The sequence below is a fragment of the Micromonospora sp. LOL_025 genome (assembly GCF_048060285.1).
Taxonomy (GTDB): Bacteria; Actinomycetota; Actinomycetes; order Mycobacteriales; family Micromonosporaceae; genus Micromonospora.
On the sequence record NZ_JBHMIR010000008.1, the window covers coordinates 198,292 to 216,266 of the forward strand.

Sequence of the window (17,975 nt, forward strand, 5' to 3'; positions counted from 1 at the left end):
GTCGGCGGACCACCCCTTGCCGTGTCTGCGGATCAGCCCTCGGCGGCCCGGCGGCGCGCCACCTCGGCGAGGGTGACGGCCGCCGCGACGCTGGCGTTGAGCGACTCGACGTCGGAGACCATCGGGATGCTGACCGTCAGGTCGCAGGTCTCGCCGACCAGCCGGGAGAGCCCCCGCCCCTCCGAGCCGACCACCACGACCAGCGGGCCGACGGCGGCCTCCAGGTCGTAGAGGTCGGTCTCGCCGTCGGCGTCCAGGCCCACGACGAGGAAGCCGGCGTCCTGGCAGGCCTTCAGCGACCGGGTCAGGTTGGTCACCTGGGCGACCGGCACCCGCGCCGCCGCGCCGGCGCTGGTCCGCCAGGCGGTCGCGGTGATCCCGGCCGCCCGCCGCTCCGGTACGAAGACACCCTGCGCGCCGAAGGCGGCGGCGGACCGGATCACCGCGCCGAGGTTGCGCGGGTCGGTCACCCCGTCCAGCGCCACCAGCAGCGGGGCGGCCTGCTCCAGCGCCGCCGCGACGAGGTCCTCGAAGGGCTCGTACGCGAACGCCGGCACCTGGAGCCCGATGCCCTGGTGCAGCACCCCGCCGGTCATCCGGTCCAGCTCGGCCCGGCTGACCTCCAGGATCGCGATGCCCCGGTCGGCGGCCGTCCGGACGATCTCGTTGACCCGGTCGTCGGCGTCGATGCCCTGGGCGGTGTAGAGCGCGGTCGCCGGCACCTGGGCGCGCAGCGACTCCAGCACCGGGTTGCGCCCGACCAGCAGCTCCGGCGTGTCCTTCGACGGGTTGGACTTGCGGCCCGGTGCGACCCGGGGGCCGCCACGACCGGTGGGCCTGGCGCCCCGACCGCCCGTGCCGCGACCGCCGCCGGTCGGCGTGCCCCGGCCACCGCCCCTGCCCCAGGTGGTGTCCTTGCTGCCCGGCTGACCGATCTTGGGGGCGCGCCCCTCCTCGGCCGCCGCCCGGCGCTCCTTGTCCTGCTTCCAGGCGGTGCGCTGGGGCAGCTTCTCGGTGCCCGAGTAGGCCTTGTGCCAGGGCCGCTCGTCGGCGGGCAGGGTCCTGCCCCGCCCGGCGAGGGCGTCCTTGTTCTTGCCACCGGAGCCCTTCGGGGCTCCCGCCTTCGGCGTCAGACGCCGGCCACGGCGCTGCGAGTTGCCGGCCATCAGTCCTGCTCTCCAATAGTCCAACGGGGGCCCTGGGGGGTGTCCTCGACCACCACGCCGGCCTGCTTGAGCTGGTCGCGTACGGCGTCTGCGGCGGCCCAGTCCTTGCGGCCGCGGGCCTGTGCGCGCTGCTCCAGGGCCAGCGCGACCAGCGAGTCCACCACGCCGCGCAGGTCGTCCGCGCGGCCGCCACCGGTCCACGCCGGGTCGAGGGGGTCGACCCCGAGGATATCCAGCATGGCGCGCGCCGAGGCCAGCGCCGTGCGGACGGTCACATCGTCGCCGCCGGTCAGCGCGGTGTTGCCGTCGCGGACCACCTCGTGCAGGACGGCGAACGCGGCGGAGGTGTTCAGGTCGTCGTCCATGGCCGCCGCGAACGCACCCGGCAGCTCACCGAGCTGACCGGCGCCGACGCGCTCGACGGCCCGCTGCACGAACCCCTCGATCCGGCGGTACGCGACGGCGGCCTCGCGCAGCGCGTCCTCCGAGTAGTCGATCCGGGAGCGGTAGTGCGCGGCGGCGTAGTAGTAGCGCAGCTCCACCGGGCGCACCCCGAGCGAGTCGACGTACGTCAGGTCGAGGGCGTTGCCGAGCGACTTGCCCATCTTGGCGCCGCCGATGCTGAGCAGCCCGTGGTGCACCCAGTAGCGGGCGAACGGCAGCCCGGCGGCCTGCGACTGGGCGATCTCGTTCTCGTGGTGGGGGAAGGTCAGGTCCAGCCCTCCGCCGTGGATGTCGAACTCGGCGCCGAGGTAGCGCCGGCACATCGCCGAGCACTCGATGTGCCAGCCCGGCCGGCCCCGCCCCCACGGCGACGGCCAGTAGGCGTCCGCCGGCTCGTCGGGCTTGGCGCCCTTCCAGAGCGCGAAGTCGCGCGGGTCGCGCTTGCCCCGGTCGGGCGCGTCCCCGGCCGACTGCATCGCGTCCGGCGACTGCCCCGACAGGGAGCCGTACGCCGGCCACGAGCAGACGTCGAAGTAGACGTCGCCGGAGTCGTCGGTGGCCGGGTAGGCGTGCCCGTCGGCGATCAGCTTGGCGATCAGCTCGTGCATCTCCGGGATGTGCCCGGTGGCCCGCGGCTCGTACGTCGGGGGCAGCACGTTGAGCGCCCGGTAGGAATCGGCGAGGATCAGCTCGTTGGCGTACGCGATCGACCAGAACGGCCGGCCCTGCTCCATCGCCTTGACCAGGATCTTGTCGTCGATGTCGGTCACGTTGCGGATGAAGGTGACCTCGTAGCCTGCGGCGAGCAGCCAGCGGCGCAGCACGTCGTAGTTGACGCCGGAGCGAAGGTGACCGATGTGCGGCGGGGCCTGGAGGGTGAGACCACACAGGTAGACCCCCACCTTGCCGGCTTCCCGCGGGACGAAGTCCCGCACCGATCGGGTGGCGGTGTCATACAGGCGTAGCGTCACCGTACAAGGGTAGCCGTCCCACGCGTTCCGGGGTTGTCCGGAGCCGGGTCGTACGCTGCTGGGCGTGGAGACGACGGCGCGGGGCGGGGAGACGGCGCAGACGCTGGACCGCGGGCTGCGGCTGCTGCACCTGGTCGCCGACGCGCCGGGCGGACTGACCATCACCGAGGCGGCGAACCGGTTGGGCGTCGGCCGGGCGGCGGTGTACCGGCTGGTCGGCGCGCTCGCCGCGCACGGCATGTTGCGCCGCGACGGCGAGGGCCGCCTGCGCCTCGGCGCCGGGGTGCTGCACCTGGCCCGGCGGGCCCAGCCGTTGCTCGCCGAGGGGGCGCTGCCCGCGCTGCGCCGCCTCGCCGAGCAGGCCGGCGCGACCGCCCATCTGACGGTGGTCGAGGGCGGCGAGGGGGTCGCGCTCGCCGTGGTCGAGCCGAGCTGGACGTCGTTCCACGTCGCGTACCGGACGGGGGCACGCCACCCGCTGGAGCGCGGGGCGGCCGGGCGGGCCATCCTCGCCGGCCGGGCGGGTGCCGCCGGCCCGGTGAGCACCGCCGGGGAACTCCAGTCCGGCGCGTACGGGGTGGCCGCCCCGGTGCTCGGCGTGCCGGGGCTGGAGGCGAGCGTCGGGGTGGTGGCGCTGGCCCCGCTGGACGCCGAGGTGGTCGGCGCGCAGGTCCTCGCCGCCGCCACCGCCATCGCCACCGCCCTCTCCTGAGCCACCGCCCTCCTTTCCCGAGCCGCCGCCCCGAGCCGCCGCCCCCATGTCCGGGGCGGCCCTCTACCACATCAGGCGGCCGTCGTGCCGGTTGTCCACAGTCGGCATTCGTCGGGGCGGCCCCGGTTGTCCACAGGGCTGTCGGGCGGGGCCGGGCGGCGGGCACGCTGCCCACATGCCACCTCCACCGCACCGGCCCGGCGTACTGGCCTGGCAGGTCTTCCGCGGCTCAGACGCGATCCGACAGGGGCTGGTCACCGAGCACCAGCTGCGCAGCTCGGCCTGGCTGCGCCTGCGCCACGACGTCTACGCCGACGCCCGGCTGGACCGGGACCACGCCCTGGCCTGCCGGGCCGCGGTCCTGCGGCTGCCGCCCGAGGCGGTCGTCGCCGGTCCCTCGGCGGCCTACCTGCACGGCGTCGAGCACGCCGCCTCCTTCACCGACGACGTGCACGTCCTCGTCCCCAGGACGATGCGCCTCGGCCCACAGCGGGGCCTGCGCGTGCACTCCACGGGCCCGGCCACGCCGCCGTCGTGCGCGTCCGCACGATTCCGAGGGGGCGACGGTCCGGGCGTGCCGGGCCGACCGACCGCCGACCGCCGGCACGTCACGGTCCGCCCGCCCGGCGAGGGCCCGAGCACGGCGGCCCGCCCGTCCGCCGAGCGCCGGCACGTCGCGGTCCGCCCGCCCGGCGGAAGCCGGAGCACGGCGGCCCGCCCGTCCGCCACCGGCCGGACCAGCGCGGTCCTTCCGCCCCCGGGCGGCCTGCTGGTGGCGGATCTGCGGACCGCCGGCGTGCCGGCCGGCACGGATCCGACCTCGGCGGCGTGGGAGACGGCGGTCTGGTTGGAGCCGCTCCGTGCGGTCGGCATCGTCGACTCGCTGCTCCGGCAGGGGCTGACCAGCCGCGAGGCTCTCGTCGACGTCGCCGACCGCAACGCCGAGCGGCCCGGCGGTCGCCGGGCGCGCTGGGTGTTCGAGTTGGCGGATCCGGGCGCCCGGTCGCCGGTCGAGTCCGAGTTGCGGGTGCGGCTGGTGCTGGCCGGGCTGCCGCGCCCCGCCGCCCGGCACCCGGTCCGGGTCGCCTCCGGGCTGGTCCTGCACGCCGACCTGGCGTGGCCGGCGTACCGCGTCGCCGTCGCCCAGGACGGGCGGCACGCCGAGGCCGGCAACGGGCACCTCGACCGGATCGCCGGGCTGGTCGGCGCCGGCTGGCTCGTGCTGCCCGTGACCGGCAGGCGACTCCGCCAGGACTTCCCCGGTGTCCTGCGCGAGGTTCGCGCCGCGCTCGGGGCCCGGGGCTGGCGTCAGTGACCGGGACGCTTCCGCCACCGTCCGACGGGTCGGTCGCCCACCGCCGGACATGCGAGGGGCCCGGCCGAACGAGTCGGCCGGGCCCCTGCCGTCCGCCGTTACGGGCGGGCGTTGGGCTTGAGCGGGGTCTTCACCGCCGCGTACGCGTCGACGATGCCGTAACCGTAGAAGCCGTTGAAGTTCAGCCCTCCGGCGCAGTAGGCGTCGAACTCGGCGTCCCGGCCCTCGTTGGCGTACGACTGCAGGCGCGGCTCGGGGCAGGCGTGCTCGGCCGCCGTCCGGTAGAGGTGCTGCTCCACCAGCTTCGGCGCCATCCCGAAGCCGCCGTGACGCTCCTTCTTGCCGTGCTTGCTGACGATCAGCGCGGCGACGCCGGAGGCGTGCGGGGCGGCCATCGAGGTGCCCTGCAGGTAGGTGTAGTACCCGCACTCACCGTTGGCCTTGCACTCCTTGAAGACCGTCTCCTCGAACCCGGCGACGATGTTGCCGTTGGCGTCGACCGAGCCCTCCTCCTGGAGCACCTTCTTCGGGTACGTCGAGAGGATCATGTTGGCGTCGGTGCGGTAGGTGTCCGTGCCGAAGCCGTCACGGAACCAGCCGCCGGGCGCCGCCACGGAGATCTGCTCGGTGCCGTAGTTCGAGAAGTCCGACTTCTTCCCCGACGGCCCGACCGACGACACGCCGATCACGTTGGGGCCCTCGGCGGGCAGGTCCCAGCAGCTGTCGTTGTCGATCTCGCGCGGGTAGGGCGCGGTGTCGCCGTAGTCCGGGCTCGACACGTCGGTGCGCGGGTCGCCCAGGTCCTCGTGGTTGTTGCCCAGCGCGCCGACCAGGGTGACGCCCCGGTCGTGGGCGAAGTTCAACGCCCGCTTCATGGCCTTGATGATGGCCCGCTGCTCGGCCTGGTGCTCCGGGGAGTCGGCCGGGTTGGCGGTGCAGTTGTAGAGCCACGGGTCGACGTAGAAGGACATGTTGACCACGTCCAGGCCGACCTTGCCGGCGTGCAGCAGGCTGTTGACCACCGGCTCCAGGAAGAAGTAGCCGGAGTCCTGGCCGCCCTTCAGCTCGACCAGGGAGATGTTCGGGGCGACGCCGGAGAGGCCGAAGCCGTTGGCGGCGGCGCCGATCGTGCCGGCCACGTGGGTGCCGTGCCCGCCGTCGTCGGTGCCGACCGGGTCGAGGCAGCTCGCCACCTCGCACGGGCCGTCGACGTCCACCATGTCGGGGGCGAAGTTGCGGGACAGCGCCCAGTTGAAGTTCGGCGCGATGTCGGGGTTGCTGGCGTCGACGCCGGTGTCCAGCACGCCGACGGTGACCCGGCGGTCGCCCGGCTCGACCTTGCGCGCCTGGTCCGCCCGGACCATCTCCAGGCCCCAGAGCTTCTCGTCCAGCGGGTCCATCTTCTTGCCCCGCTTGGCGCCCGCGCCCTTGGCCGCGGCGGCGGCCAGCAGGTGCTCCTGCTCGACCCGGTCCAGCTTGGGCTTGCGGCCGATCGCCTTCTGCTCGGTGGCGCCGATCAGCGCGGTCGCGGCGGTGGCCTTGGCCGCGAAGTCCGCCCGGTCGCTGGTCACCCGGAACATGCCGACGTCGTCGGAGCGGGAGACCACCGTGCCGCCGGCCGACCGGATGGCGGCGATCGCGGCGTCCGCCGAGACGCCGTCCTCGGCGACGACGGTGAAGGTACGGGCACTGCTCGGCTCGGCACTGGCCGGCACGCTCATGCCTGTCACCGCAAGTGCCAGTGCGGTCGCGGACGCGACAGCACCGGCGGTGAAGCGCTTGCTCACCACATCGGATCCTCTCGTTGAGGGACGTGGCAGCCATCAGACATCACCGGTGCGCATTCCGCCAGGGCAACGTCGGCTATGGCGGGAATCTCGTTTTCATCCGCAGTGCGGGCGGCAGGCCGGACCGTTCAGGTCGTCACGGCAGGGCGGGCTCGGTGGCGCGTGGCTCCGGGCGGTCCTCGGCACGGGGAGCGCGCAGCTCGTCGACGCGTACCAACGCGACGCCGGCGACGATCAGGGCACCGCCGAGCAGCTGCACCACGGTGGGCAGTTCGCTCAGCACCAGCCAGGCGATGAGCACGGCGAACATCACCTCGGTCAGCCCGACGAACGACGACAGCCGGGCGCCGAGGATCCGGGTGCCGGCGATCCCGGCGAGGTACGCGACGACGGCGGCGACCAGCGACAGGCCGACCACCGGCACCAGCCAGCTGGTGCGCTGCCCGGCGAAGGTGACCTCGCCGAGGGACACGCGCAGCGGCAGCGCGCCGACCGCACCGAGCAGCAGCAGGACGGCGGCCCCGACGGCCATGCCGCCGCTGGCCATGGCCACCGAGGGCAGTTCCTCGTCGACCCGCCCCGCGAGCACGAAGTAGCCGGCGAGGCCGACCGCCGCCCCGAGCCCCCAGAGCACGCCCACCGGGTCGAGCCCGCCGGCACCGGTCAGGTCCAGGACGAAGAACAGGCCGGCGAGCGCCGCCACCGAGCCGGCGACGGTCAGCCGGCGGGGACGCTGCCCGTGGACCAGCCACATCCAGCCCACCACCAGGACGATGCCGAGGTACTCCAGCAGCAGCGCGACGCCGACCGGCAGGTAACGGACCGCGTTGAAGAAGCAGACCTGGGCCGTGGCGACCCCGAGCAGCCCGAACACGCCGATCGCGGCGAGGTTGCGGCGCAGCACGCCCCACCTGCCGCGCAGGGACAGCACGGCCGGGACCGCCACGACCAGCGCGGCGACGCCGACGCGGGCGACCACGGCCGCTTCGGCCGACCAGCCGGCGTCGATGAGCGACCGGGCGAACGTGCCGGACGTGGCGAAGGTGACGGCGGAGAGCAGGGCGAGGCCGAGACCGAGCCCGGCGGCGGGTGGTTGACGCATCGATCCACTCCCACTGTCATGAGTAAACTGCCACTACGCTCGTGACGCTATGCGGGCACCCCGACAGGAGTCAAGTTGCTCTTCACCCATGACACGGAATGCTCCCTGACTGCCATGGCCGCGCTGGTCAACACCGAGGGCCGCGCCGGTGAGGGCCTGCCCGACGTCGCCGCCCTGGACGCGTTCTTCGTCGCCCACACCTACAGCGGACGGCACGAGCACACCGAGGACGAACTGCGGGCGGTACGCGACCTGCGACCCCGGCTGCGCCGCGTCTGGTACGCCGACACCGAGGGGATCGTCGCCATCGTCAACGGGCTGCTGCGCGAGAACGCCGCGTTGCCGCAGCTCATCACGCACGACGACGAGCCGTACCACATCCACGCCGTGCCGCGCGACGCGCCGCTGGCGACCCGGATGGCCGTCGAGGCGGCGATGGCGCTGGCGGATCTCGTCCGCACCGGGGAGCTGCGCCGGCTGCGGATCTGCGACCACCCGGACTGCGAGAACGTGCTCGTCGACCTGTCGAAGAACCGCTCCCGCCGGTTCTGTGACGCGGGCTGCGGCAACCGCGCCGCCGTCACCGCCTACCGCGCCCGCAGGTCCGCCGCGCGCGGTTGACGGCGACGATCCAGCGGGCCCGCCCGGCTATCAGCCACGGGTCATCGCGACCCGCAGCAGCACGCAGGGCGACCGTCACCACCGTCGACGCCGCCAATGGAAACGTGTCACCGGTCCGCCCGTCGGCACACCTGCCGTCCGCCCTGTCGAGCTGCCCCGTCCATTGGACCACTCCGGGCGCACGGCCCTCGCCGTTGCTCCACGCCGGATGGTCCAACCTGCCGGCGTTGGTCACCGGCCCGTCGGCGCCTCGGTCCCACCGATGGGGCAACTCGACAGCGCGCACACCGCCCTCCGCGAGCGGGACCGGGCACACGGGCACGGACACCCGACGACAGCGCTCACCCACGGCCCTCTCCGGACGCCTGACAAGGCTGACCGGTGCGGGCAGACTCGACAGCGCCTCCCCTCGCCGCCTTCCGGGAAGGGCGAGCCACGGACCGGACCAAGGCCCGGACGGCCCGGGCGCGGCGGGACGGGGCGGGACGACTCAGGGCGGGACGACTCAGGGGTGGGTCATCCGGAGCAGGTCGAGCGCCTCGTCGAGCTGGGTCTCGGTCAGCTTGCCCGAGTCGACGTGGCCCCGGGAGACGACCACCTCGCGGATCGAGACCTGCTTGGCCAGCGCCTCCTTGGCGATCGAGGCGGCCTCGTCGTACCCGAGGTGACGGTTGAGGGGGGTGACGATCGACGGCGAGCCCTCCGCGTACGCCAGGCAGACCTCGGCGTCCGCGACCAGGCCGACCACCAGGCGGTCCGCGAAGAGCCGGCTCGACGCGGCGAGCAGGCGGACCGACTCCAGCAGGTTGCGGCCCATGACCGGAAGCATGACGTTCAACTCGAAGTCGCCCTGGGAGCCGGCGAACCCGACGGCGGCGTCGTTGCCGATCACCTGGGCGCAGACCTGCCGCACCGCCTCGGCGACCACCGGGTTGACCTTGCCCGGCATGATCGACGAGCCGGGCTGGAGGTCGGGGATGCGCAGCTCGCGCAGGCCGGCGCGGGGGCCCGAACCCATCCAGCGGATGTCGTTGGCGATCTTGTAGAGACCGACGGCGACCGTGCGCAGCTGCCCGGAGGTCTCCACCAGCGCGTCCCGGGCGCCCTGCGCCTCGAAGTGGTTGCGCGCCTCGGTCAGCGGCAGTCCGGTCGAGTTACGCAGCCTCTCGATGACCTTCGCGGCGAAGCCGAGCGGGGTGTTGATGCCGGTGCCCACCGCTGTGCCGCCCAGCGGCAGCTCGGCCAGCCGGGGCAGCGCCCCCTCCAGCCGCTCGATGCCGTAGCGGACCTGGGCGGCGTACCCCCCGAACTCCTGCCCGAGGGTGACCGGGGTGGCGTCCATCAGGTGGGTACGCCCGGCCTTCACCACGGTCTCGAACTCCGCCGCCTTGCCCTCCAGCGCCTCCGCCAGGTGGGCCAGTGCGGGTAGCAGGTCCCGCGCGACCGCCTCGGTGGCGGCCAGGTGGATCGAGGACGGGAAGACGTCGTTGCTGGACTGCGACGCGTTCACGTCGTCGTTCGGGTGCACGTCCCGGCCCAGTTCCCGGCTCGCCAGAGTCGCGATGACCTCGTTGGTGTTCATGTTCGACGACGTGCCGGAACCGGTCTGGAACACGTCGATCGGGAACTGGTCGTCGTAGCCGCCGTCGGCCACGTGCGCGGCGGCGGCGGCGATCGCCGCGGCCACGTTCGCGTCGATCACGCCCAGCTCGCCGTTGACCTCGGCCGCCGCCCCCTTGATCTGGGCCAGCGCCCGGATCTGGGCCGGCTCGATGCCCCGGCCGGAGATCGGGAAGTTCTGTACTGCGCGCTGGGTCTGCGCCCGCCACAGCGCCTCGGCGGGCACCTCCACCTCGCCCATCGAGTCGCGTTCGATCCGGTAACCCGTCGCCTCTGGAGTCGTCACGCGTACCATCCTGCCGCGCCGCGCGCCGACGTGCAGATGATCGCGGCGAGCCGGATCGTCAGCCCGGCCGGCATCCGGCGGTACGGGCCGGCCGGCGCACCGGGGTCGGTCGAAAGTCGGGCGCCGGCACCGGGACCAGGCACTTAAGATCGTGGAAGTATTCACACTCCATCGGAGGGTCTTCCACCTTGCACGAAAAACGGGGTTCCACCGGCGTGCCCGCCGTACGCCGTCGGCGCGCTCCGCGCCGGCTCCTCACCACCGGGCTCACCGCACTACTCATCGCCACCGGGGCGGTCGCCGTCACCGCCCAGCCCGCCGTCGCCGCACCGGCCCGCTGGGTCCTGCCGACGAGCGTGAGCTACACGGACGCGGTGCAGCCGACCACGGCCTTCCCCACCACGGAGGCGGACGTCCCGGTCGGCACTCTGGAGACCGCCGGGGTCAAGCACACGACCAGGGCCTACCTCACGTTCGACCTGACGCCCTACCGGGGCAAGGAGATCATCGACGCCACGTTGCGTACCGGGGAGTCGGCGGTCGCGGACTGCGACCGGCCGCGCGAGTTGGAGCTGTGGCGCACGGACTCGCCGGCGACCGCGCCGACGTGGGACGACGCGCCGACCGTACGGGAGAAGGTCGGCGACCTCGGTCCCACCGCCCCCTGCCCGGCGGCCCACCTCGAACTGCTGCTCACGCAGACCGTGCGGCAGGCGGTCAACGACGGGCAGGACTCGCTCACCCTGATGATCCGGGTCCCCCGGGACCACGAGGAGAACAAGCACCACGGTCGGCGGCTGCGGACGCCGGGCATCTCGCTGACCGCGAACGCCGCGCCCGACGTGCCGGGCGCCCTCACCGTCGCCGGGCGGGACTGCGCCGGCGATCACGTGATCGACACCGCCACGCCGACCCTCACCGCCGAGGTCACCGACACGGACGCGAACTGGACCGGCCTCGTTGAGCGGGTGACGGCGACCTTCGCGTGGTGGCCGGTCGACCGGCCCGACGAGCGGACGGAGTGGACCTCGGGGGCGTTCTCCGCGCCGCGCCGCTTCCACTACACCGTGCCGGCCGGCGCGATGGTCGACGGCGGCAGCTACGCCTTCGCGGTCCGCGCGGCCGACCAGAACGCCACCTCCGCGTGGTCGGCGGAGTGCCGGTTCGCGGTCGACGCCACCAGCCCCGCGCAGCCGACGGTCAGCTCCACGGACTACCCGGCCGACGACGGGTGGTACGGCGGTCCCGGCATCCCGGGCCAGTTCACCTTCTCCGCCGGCGGCGGCACCGACACGGTGCGATTCCGCTACAGCATGATGGGGCAGCCGTCGACCGACGTGGCGGCCGACGTCCCGGGCGGCTCGGCGACCGTCACCCTCACCCCCGACCGGGACGGGCCGAGGACGCTCACCGTCGAGGCGGTGGACCGCGCGGGCAACCGCTCCACGCCCACGAGCCACGTGTTCCGGGTGCGCACCACCAGCCCGACGATCACCGACGCCAACCCGACGGCCGGGTACGGCCAGCCGCGCACCCTGACGTTCGCGCCCCGGATGGAAGGCGTCGTCGAGTACACGTACCGGCTCGACGACGGGCCGGAGCAGACCGTGCCGGCGACCGCCGACGGCACGGCCACGGTCACGGTCACGCCGACGAAGCCGGGCTACAACACCGTGTACGTCCGCAGTCGCACGGCCGGTGACCTGCCGTCCGGCGAGGGCAGCTACCGGTTCCACCTGGCGACCAGGCCCACGGTCAGCTCCGTCGAGTACCCGATCAACAAGTTCCAGGGTGCGGTCGCCGGCACGCCGGGGACGTTCGTCCTCCAGGCCGGCATGCCCGGGGTGACGGAGTTCGTCTACTCCTTCGACGGCCGTCCGGCGCAGACGGTCGCGGCGGGCGCAGACGGGTCGGCGTCGGTGGGGTACACCCCGACGACCGCCGGGATCCACCGGATCACCGTCCACACGCGGACCGGCGACGGGATCGTGTCGGAGACCTTCAGCGGCACCTTCTACGCCAGCCGGGCCAGCTGACGTAGGGCAACGACGAGGGGCGCCGGGCCACTGCCCGGCGCCCCTTCGCGTACGCGTGGATCAGCGCCGACCGACCGTCAGCACCGGCTTGGTGACCTCGGCGAAGAAGTCGTTGCCCTTGTCGTCGACCACGATGAAGGCCGGGAAGTCCTCCACCTGGATCTTCCAGACCGCCTCCATGCCCAGCTCCGGGTATTCCAGGACCTCGACGTGCTTGATGCAGTCCTGCGCGAGCCGGGCGGCCGGGCCGCCGATCGAGCCGAGGTAGAAGCCGCCGTGCTGCTGGCAGGAGCGGGTGACCTGGGCGGAGCGGTTGCCCTTGGCGAGCATGACCTGCGAGCCGCCCGCGGCCTGGAACTTCTCCACGTACGCGTCCATCCGGCCGGCGGTGGTCGGGCCGAACGAGCCGGACGCGTAGCCCTCCGGCGTCTTGGCCGGGCCGGCGTAGTAGACGGCGTGGTCGCGTAGGTACTGCGGCATCGGCTCACCGGCGTCCAGCCGCTCCGCGATCTTGGCGTGCGCGATGTCGCGGGCCACGACGAGCGGGCCGGTCAGCGACAGCCGGGTCTTCACCGGGTACTTCGACAGCTCCGCGCGGATCTCGTCCATCGGCCGGTTGAGGTCGACGCGGACCACCTCGGACGCGTCGAGCGTCTCGTCGGTGACGTCGGGCAGGTAGCGCACCGGGTCGGTCTCGAGCCGCTCCAGCCACACGCCCGACGGGGTGATCTTGGCGACCGCCTGCCGGTCGGCCGAGCAGGAGACGGCGATCGCCACCGGGCAGGACGCGCCGTGCCGGGGCAGCCGGACCACCCGCACGTCGTGGCAGAAGTAGCGCCCGCCGAACTGCGCGCCGATGCCGAAGTTGCGGGTCAGCTCCAGCACCTCCGCCTCCAGCTCCAGGTCCCGGAAGCCGTGCGCGGTCATCGCGCCGGCGGTGGGCAGCGCGTCGAGGTACTTGGCGCTGGCGTACTTGGCGGTCTTCAGGGCGTACTCGGCGGAGGTGCCGCCGATGACGACGGCGAGGTGGTACGGCGGGCAGGCGGCGGTGCCGATCAGCCGCAGCTTCTCCTCCAGGAACTGCATCATCCGCGTGGGGTTCAGCAGCGCCTTGGTCTCCTGGTAGAGGTACGACTTGTTGGCCGAGCCGCCGCCCTTGGCCATGAAGAGGAACTTGTACGCGTCGGGCTGCCCGTCCGGGTCCTCCGCGTAGAGCTCGACCTGGGCCGGCAGGTTGCTGCCGGTGTTGCGCTCCTCCCACATGGTCAGCGGGGCGAGCTGCGAGTAGCGCAGGTTGAGCCGGGTGTAGGCCTGGTAGACGCCGCGCGAGACGGCCTCGGCGTCGCTGCCGTCGGTGAGCACGTGCCGGCCGCGCTTGCCCATCACGATCGCGGTGCCGGTGTCCTGGCACATCGGCAGCACGCCGCCGGCCGCGATGTTGGCGTTGCGCAGCAGGTCGAGCGCGACGAACCGGTCGTTCGGCGAGGCCGCCGGATCGTCGATGATCGACCGCAGCTGGGCCAGGTGCGCGGGGCGCAGGAAGTGCGCGATGTCGTGCATCGCCTCGGCGGTGAGCGCGGTGAGCGCGGTCGGCTCCACGGTGAGGAACCGGCGACTCCCCGGCCCGTTGACGACGTCGACGCCCTCGTCGGTGACCAGGCGGTATTCCGTCTGGTCCGGGCCGGTCGGCAGCAAGGGAGCGTACGAGAACGCGGCGGCACTGCTCATGAGCGGAAAGCCTAGGGCAGAAGAGTCGATCAGTCGCACCCGCCGGGTGGGTCCTGGGACAACGCTCTCACCCGGGGCAGAGCTCCCGCTTCGGGCCGCAGCTGTCCTCCGGCCCCGGGACGCCCGCCGTGCCGCCGGGGCCGGGTACGCCGCCGTCACGCGGCGGGGCGGGGGCGCCCGGCACCCCGCCGAAGCGGACGTAGCCGATCTCCCGCCCCTCACCGATGACCATGCCCCTCGGGCCGACGGCGAGGGCGTTCGCGGAGGTGCGCAGGCTCGCCAGTTCCCGCCCGGTACGCGGGTCCAGCGCCACCAGCCGGGACGGCTTCTCGTCGGCGATCACGGCCGCGTACGGGGTGAGCGCGGCGCCGGCCTTCGTCCCGGTCGGACGGGTCCACCGGACGCGCCCGGCGCCCAGCTCCCGGCCGACCACCGCGCGCTTGTCGGCCGACCGGACCAGGGCGTACCGGTCGTCGACCGCGAGCAGCTTCTCCCCGGCGGAGGTGACCAGCAGAAGCCGCCCGTCGTAGCCGTCGAGGACCGCCTCGCGGGCGTCCGGGGCCACCCCTATCAGCACGTTGCGCGCGCCGTGCGGGTCCTCCCGCTGCACGCAGCCGGCGTTGTCGGCGGTCCGCAGGTTGATCCCGGCCCGCTGCCACGTCTCCTGGCCGGTCGCCGGGTCGCGGCCGGAGATGGCGAAGTAGCAGGTGCCGTCCTGGGAGCGGGCGGTGATCCGCAGCAGCCGGCCACCGACCACCGACAGCCGCTCGTCGCGGCCGGGCTCGACGTCCTGGAGCACCCGCCCGGTGGCGGTGTCGAGGACGTGCACCCGGCCGTCGATGGGGAAGCCGAGCAGCGGCGGCACGGGCTCCGGGCCGGCCACCTCGTCGTCGATCCGGACGGCGTCGAGCCGGCGGGTGTCGAGCAGCCCCGGGTTGTCGCCGAGCAGCCCGCTGCGCACCCCGGGCACGAAGACCGTCCAGAGCGGGGCGGTGCCGCGCGCGTCCCAGGCGCTCACCGTGCAGTCGGTGGCCTCGACGCAGCGGGCGTCGAGCAGCATGTTGCGGTAGGTCCAGACGGCCACCGCGTCGCCGTTGCGCCGCCGCGTGGCGCCGGTCGTCGGGTCCAGCACCTCGTACCCCTTGACCAGCAGCTTGCCCACGACGACGACCGGGTCCCGGTCGCCGCCGGCCACCGCGGACCAGTCGGCCTTGCGCTCCCACAGCTGGGCGCCGGTGGCCAGGCTGCGCGCCTCCACGCGGGTGCGCTGCTCGACCACCACGGTGTCGCCGGCGATGGTCACGCTGCGCGGGGTGCCGCCGACGCGCTGCTGCCAGACCACGTCCGGCTCGGAGATCGGCTCGCTGCGGTCGACCCACTCCCACACCCCGGGGAACGGATTCCACACTCCGGTGGCGGCGAGCGCGACGACCACGACGAGCGCGAGCAGCAGCCCGCCACGCCACCCCCCGAGGCCGCCCGCCTTCGCCACACGCACACGGTAGCGACGACCGCCGCGCCGCCGCTCTCCCGCGCCCCCGTGTCGCCGCCCTTTCTCGCACGCCCGAGGGCGTACGGGAGGGGCCCGGGCCCGCTGCTCACCGCTGGGCGGCGGAGCGGATCAGGGGGAGGGTGCGGTAGGGGATCTGTTCGGCCAGGGCGATGATCGTCGAGGCGCGGCGGATGCCCTCGTACGAGACGATCTGGTCGATCACCCGCTGGAGGTCGGTGTTCGAGCGGGCCACGATCCGGCAGAGCAGGTCGCTGGAGCCGGTGATGGTGTGCGCCTCCAGCACCTCCGGGATCGCGGCCAGGTGCGCGGCGACCTTGTCGTGCCCGTGCCGCTGGCTGATCTCCAGGGTGACGAAGCTGGTGACCCCGAACCCGATCGCCGCCGGGGTGATCTCCGGCCCGAACCCCGAGATGACGCGCCGCTCGACGAGCTTGTCCAGCCGGGCCTGCACGGTGCCCCGGGCGACCCCGAGGCGTCGGGAGCACTCCAGCACCCCGATGCGCGGCTCCTCGGCGAGCAGTTCGATCAACCGCGCGTCGAGGGCATCGAGCTGTACACCTTGACCATCACTCATGGCGTATCACCCTACTTAATGCGCAACCTGACCAGGCGTTGGCGCGACAGTTGCCCAGTACGGCACTCCACCGCGATCCTCGCCACAGGAACCCTGCACACGACCAACGGCGGCGGCCACGGGGCCGACCGGAACTTGAGGGAGACCGCGATGACCCAGGCGATCGACCGACCCCAGGCGACCGACGACGTCGACGTCGACGTGCTCGTCGGCGCCGTGGACCACGACATCAACCGCGACCCGTTCCCGGTCAAGGGCCTCGACCACGTGCACTTCCTGGTGGGCAACGCCAAGCAGGCGGCGCACTACTACTCCACCGCGTTCGGCATGACCTGCGTGGCGTACCGGGGCCCCGAGCAGGGCTACCGGGACCACGCCCAGTACGTGCTGACCAGCGGCTCGGCCCGGTTCGTGCTGACCGGCGCGGTCCGCCCCGACGCCGAGGGCGCCGAGCACGTCGCGAGGCACAGCGACGGTGTCTCCGACATCGCGCTGGAGGTGCCGGACGTCGACGCCGCGTACGCGCACGCCACCGCGCAGGGCGCCACCGGCCTGCTCGAACCGCACGACGTCAGCGACGAGCACGGCACCGTACGGCTGGCCGCCATCGCGGCGTACGGCGACACCCGGCACACCCTCGTCGACCGGTCCCGCTACACGGGCCCGTTCCTGCCCGGCTTCGTGGCCCGCAAGCCGATCGTGGACCGGCAGCCGATGATCGACGCCGGCCTCCAGCCGAAGCGCTTCTTCCAGGCCGTCGACCACGTGGTCGGCAACGTCGAGCTCGGCCGGATGGACGAGTGGGTCGAGTTCTACAAGCGCGTCATGGGCTTCTCGAACATGGCCGAGTTCATCGGCGACGACATCGCCACCGACTACTCGGCGCTGATGAGCAAGGTCGTCGCGAACGGCACCCGCAAGGTGAAGTTCCCGCTCAACGAGCCGGCGGTCGCCCGCAAGAAGTCGCAGATCGACGAGTACCTGGAGTTCTACCAGGGCCCGGGCGCCCAGCACATCGCCGTGGCCACCAACGACATCCTGGCCAGCGTCGACGCGATGCGCGCCGCCGGCGTCGAGTTCCTGGACACCCCGGACTCGTACTACGACGACCCGGAGCTGCGCGCCCGGATCGGCCAGGTGCGGGTGCCGATCGAGGAGCTGAAGGCCCGCAAGATCCTGGTGGACCGGGACGAGGACGGCTACCTGCTCCAGATCTTCACCAAGCCGGTGCAGGACCGCCCGACGGTCTTCTTCGAGCTGATCGAGCGGCACGGCTCGCTCGGCTTCGGCAAGGGCAACTTCAAGGCGCTCTTCGAGGCCATCGAGCGGGAGCAGGAAGCGCGCGGCAACCTGTAACACTGACGAGCGTGACGCAGCCTCCGACGTACCCGACGCCGCCGGCCGGTGGGCCCCCGCCCGCCGCCGGCGGCTTCGCGCCGCCCTCCGGTCCCGCCAGTCAGGGGTACGCGGTGCCAACGCAGCACGCCCCGCCCGGTCAGGTCCCGCCCCCGGGCTGGGCGCCGCCGCCCCCGGGCTGGGCCGGGCCGCCCCGCCCGGCCCCGGCGCTCGGACCGGGTGGCCGACCGCTCGCCAGCTTCGGCGACCGGCTGCTCGCCGCGCTGATCGACGTCGCGCTGAGCACGGCGGTGGCGATGGTCCTCTTCCTGCCGCCGTTCCTGATCCTGTTCTGGAACATGATGGACGACCTGACCCGGACCAACCCGGACGGCACCCTCGCCGATCCCGACCCCGCGTCGTTCCTGACCGACTTCATGCTGCCGATCCTGCTGCTCGAACTGGGCCTGCTGGTGGTGATGCTCGGGCTCTACTGGCTCTACCACGTGGAGTACATGAAGCGCACCGGGCAGACGTTCGGCAAGCGGATGATGAAGCTGCGGATCGTGCCGCTCGACCCGGCCGCCACGCTCGACCGGCGGATGGCCGGCAGGCGGTACGCCGTGCAGTACGTGGCCGCCATGTTCCTGCCCGGCCTCAGCTACCTCGACGGGCTCTGGCAGTTGTGGGACAAGCCCTGGCAGCAGTGCCTCCACGACAAGTTCGCCGGCACCGTCGTCGTTAAGGTGTCTGCGTGAGCGAGCG

14 protein-coding genes are annotated in these 17,975 nt (G+C 73.3%); 6 read left to right on the plus strand and 8 right to left on the minus strand.

Annotated elements, in window-relative coordinates; genetic code table 11:
- Positions 1 to 32: 32 nt before the first annotated feature.
- Together rlmB and cysS are read right to left on the minus strand one after the other, a co-directional pair.
- Positions 33 to 1,166 (minus strand): 23S rRNA (guanosine(2251)-2'-O)-methyltransferase RlmB, encoded by a 1,134-nt coding sequence (gene rlmB / locus ACFHW0_RS13895; protein ID WP_121401529.1) that lies wholly within the window; start codon positions 1,164 to 1,166, stop codon positions 33 to 35.
- Positions 1,166 to 2,581 carry a cysteine--tRNA ligase gene (cysS, locus tag ACFHW0_RS13900; RefSeq protein ID WP_416607680.1) on the minus strand — a complete coding sequence of 472 codons (1,416 nt, stop codon included), beginning with the start codon at positions 2,579 to 2,581 and terminating at the stop codon, positions 1,166 to 1,168. Before cysS ends, rlmB begins: the two co-directional genes overlap by 1 nt.
- Before the next feature lie 64 nt (positions 2,582 to 2,645).
- Here cysS and ACFHW0_RS13905 point away from each other — a divergent pair, with 64 nt between their 5' ends.
- Together ACFHW0_RS13905 and ACFHW0_RS13910 are read left to right on the plus strand one after the other, a co-directional pair.
- Positions 2,646 to 3,293, plus strand: coding sequence for an IclR family transcriptional regulator (locus ACFHW0_RS13905; protein WP_416607681.1), 648 nt, complete (start codon positions 2,646 to 2,648; stop codon positions 3,291 to 3,293).
- 175 nt (positions 3,294 to 3,468) lie between these two features.
- The gene (locus tag ACFHW0_RS13910) at positions 3,469 to 4,608 is read left to right on the plus strand and encodes a hypothetical protein (RefSeq protein WP_416607682.1); all 1,140 of its coding nucleotides are present in this window, start codon (positions 3,469 to 3,471) and stop codon (positions 4,606 to 4,608) included.
- Between the two features lie 98 nt (positions 4,609 to 4,706).
- On the opposite strand, the gene ACFHW0_RS13915 is transcribed toward ACFHW0_RS13910, so the two are convergent.
- Together ACFHW0_RS13915 and ACFHW0_RS13920 are read right to left on the minus strand one after the other, a co-directional pair.
- Positions 4,707 to 6,395 (minus strand): S8 family serine peptidase, encoded by a 1,689-nt coding sequence (locus ACFHW0_RS13915; protein WP_416607683.1) that lies wholly within the window; start codon positions 6,393 to 6,395, stop codon positions 4,707 to 4,709.
- 136 nt (positions 6,396 to 6,531) lie between these two features.
- Positions 6,532 to 7,497 (minus strand): EamA family transporter, encoded by a 966-nt coding sequence (locus tag ACFHW0_RS13920; protein WP_416607684.1) that lies wholly within the window; start codon positions 7,495 to 7,497, stop codon positions 6,532 to 6,534.
- Between the two features lie 75 nt (positions 7,498 to 7,572).
- Between ACFHW0_RS13920 and ACFHW0_RS13925 the strand changes: the two genes are divergently transcribed.
- The gene (locus tag ACFHW0_RS13925; protein WP_416607685.1) at positions 7,573 to 8,118 is read left to right on the plus strand and encodes a CGNR zinc finger domain-containing protein; all 546 of its coding nucleotides are present in this window, start codon (positions 7,573 to 7,575) and stop codon (positions 8,116 to 8,118) included.
- 505 nt (positions 8,119 to 8,623) lie between these two features.
- Here the strand turns inward: ACFHW0_RS13925 and ACFHW0_RS13930 are convergent.
- Positions 8,624 to 10,033, minus strand: a complete 1,410-nt coding sequence (locus ACFHW0_RS13930) for a class II fumarate hydratase (protein WP_416607686.1) — start codon at positions 10,031 to 10,033, stop codon at positions 8,624 to 8,626.
- A gap of 206 nt (positions 10,034 to 10,239) precedes the next feature.
- Between ACFHW0_RS13930 and ACFHW0_RS13935 the strand changes: the two genes are divergently transcribed.
- Positions 10,240 to 12,060, plus strand: coding sequence for a DNRLRE domain-containing protein (locus tag ACFHW0_RS13935; RefSeq protein ID WP_416607687.1), 1,821 nt, complete (start codon positions 10,240 to 10,242; stop codon positions 12,058 to 12,060).
- A gap of 60 nt (positions 12,061 to 12,120) precedes the next feature.
- Here the strand turns inward: ACFHW0_RS13935 and ACFHW0_RS13940 are convergent, their stop codons facing one another.
- The 3 genes from ACFHW0_RS13940 to ACFHW0_RS13950 all read right to left on the minus strand — a co-directional run bounded on the left by ACFHW0_RS13940 (position 12,121) and on the right by ACFHW0_RS13950 (position 15,875).
- Positions 12,121 to 13,788: a fumarate hydratase gene (locus tag ACFHW0_RS13940; RefSeq protein WP_416607688.1), complete on the minus strand. Its 1,668-nt coding sequence runs from the start codon at positions 13,786 to 13,788 to the stop codon at positions 12,121 to 12,123.
- A 67-nt stretch (positions 13,789 to 13,855) separates the two neighbouring features.
- Positions 13,856 to 15,280, minus strand: coding sequence for a PQQ-binding-like beta-propeller repeat protein (locus tag ACFHW0_RS13945; RefSeq protein ID WP_416607689.1), 1,425 nt, complete (start codon positions 15,278 to 15,280; stop codon positions 13,856 to 13,858).
- A 106-nt stretch (positions 15,281 to 15,386) separates the two neighbouring features.
- Complete coding sequence (locus ACFHW0_RS13950; protein WP_416607690.1) at positions 15,387 to 15,875, minus strand: Lrp/AsnC family transcriptional regulator; 489 nt, start codon at positions 15,873 to 15,875, stop codon at positions 15,387 to 15,389.
- Positions 15,876 to 16,025: 150 nt separating this feature from the next.
- Between ACFHW0_RS13950 and hppD the strand changes: the two genes are divergently transcribed.
- Complete coding sequence (gene hppD / locus ACFHW0_RS13955; protein WP_416607691.1) at positions 16,026 to 17,231, plus strand: 4-hydroxyphenylpyruvate dioxygenase; 1,206 nt, start codon at positions 16,026 to 16,028, stop codon at positions 17,229 to 17,231.
- A gap of 11 nt (positions 17,232 to 17,242) precedes the next feature.
- A complete protein-coding gene (locus tag ACFHW0_RS13960; RefSeq protein WP_416607692.1) occupies positions 17,243 to 17,968 on the plus strand; it encodes an RDD family protein in 726 nt (241 codons plus the stop codon).
- Positions 17,969 to 17,975 lie beyond the last annotated feature (7 nt).

What these genes read in the sequence shown, in the direction of transcription:
- rlmB (WP_121401529.1), bottom strand. Translation starts at nt 1,166, where the DNA reads ATGGCCGGCAACTCGCAGCGCCGTGGCCGGCGTCTGACGCCGAAGGCG.
- ACFHW0_RS13910 (WP_416607682.1), top strand. Translation starts at nt 3,469, where the DNA reads ATGCCACCTCCACCGCACCGGCCCGGCGTACTGGCCTGGCAGGTCTTC.
- ACFHW0_RS13920 (WP_416607684.1), bottom strand. Translation starts at nt 7,497, where the DNA reads ATGCGTCAACCACCCGCCGCCGGGCTCGGTCTCGGCCTCGCCCTGCTC.
- ACFHW0_RS13930 (WP_416607686.1), bottom strand. Translation starts at nt 10,033, where the DNA reads ATGGTACGCGTGACGACTCCAGAGGCGACGGGTTACCGGATCGAACGC.
- ACFHW0_RS13940 (WP_416607688.1), bottom strand. Translation starts at nt 13,788, where the DNA reads ATGAGCAGTGCCGCCGCGTTCTCGTACGCTCCCTTGCTGCCGACCGGC.
- ACFHW0_RS13950 (WP_416607690.1), bottom strand. Translation starts at nt 15,875, where the DNA reads ATGAGTGATGGTCAAGGTGTACAGCTCGATGCCCTCGACGCGCGGTTG.
- hppD (WP_416607691.1), top strand. Translation starts at nt 16,026, where the DNA reads ATGACCCAGGCGATCGACCGACCCCAGGCGACCGACGACGTCGACGTC.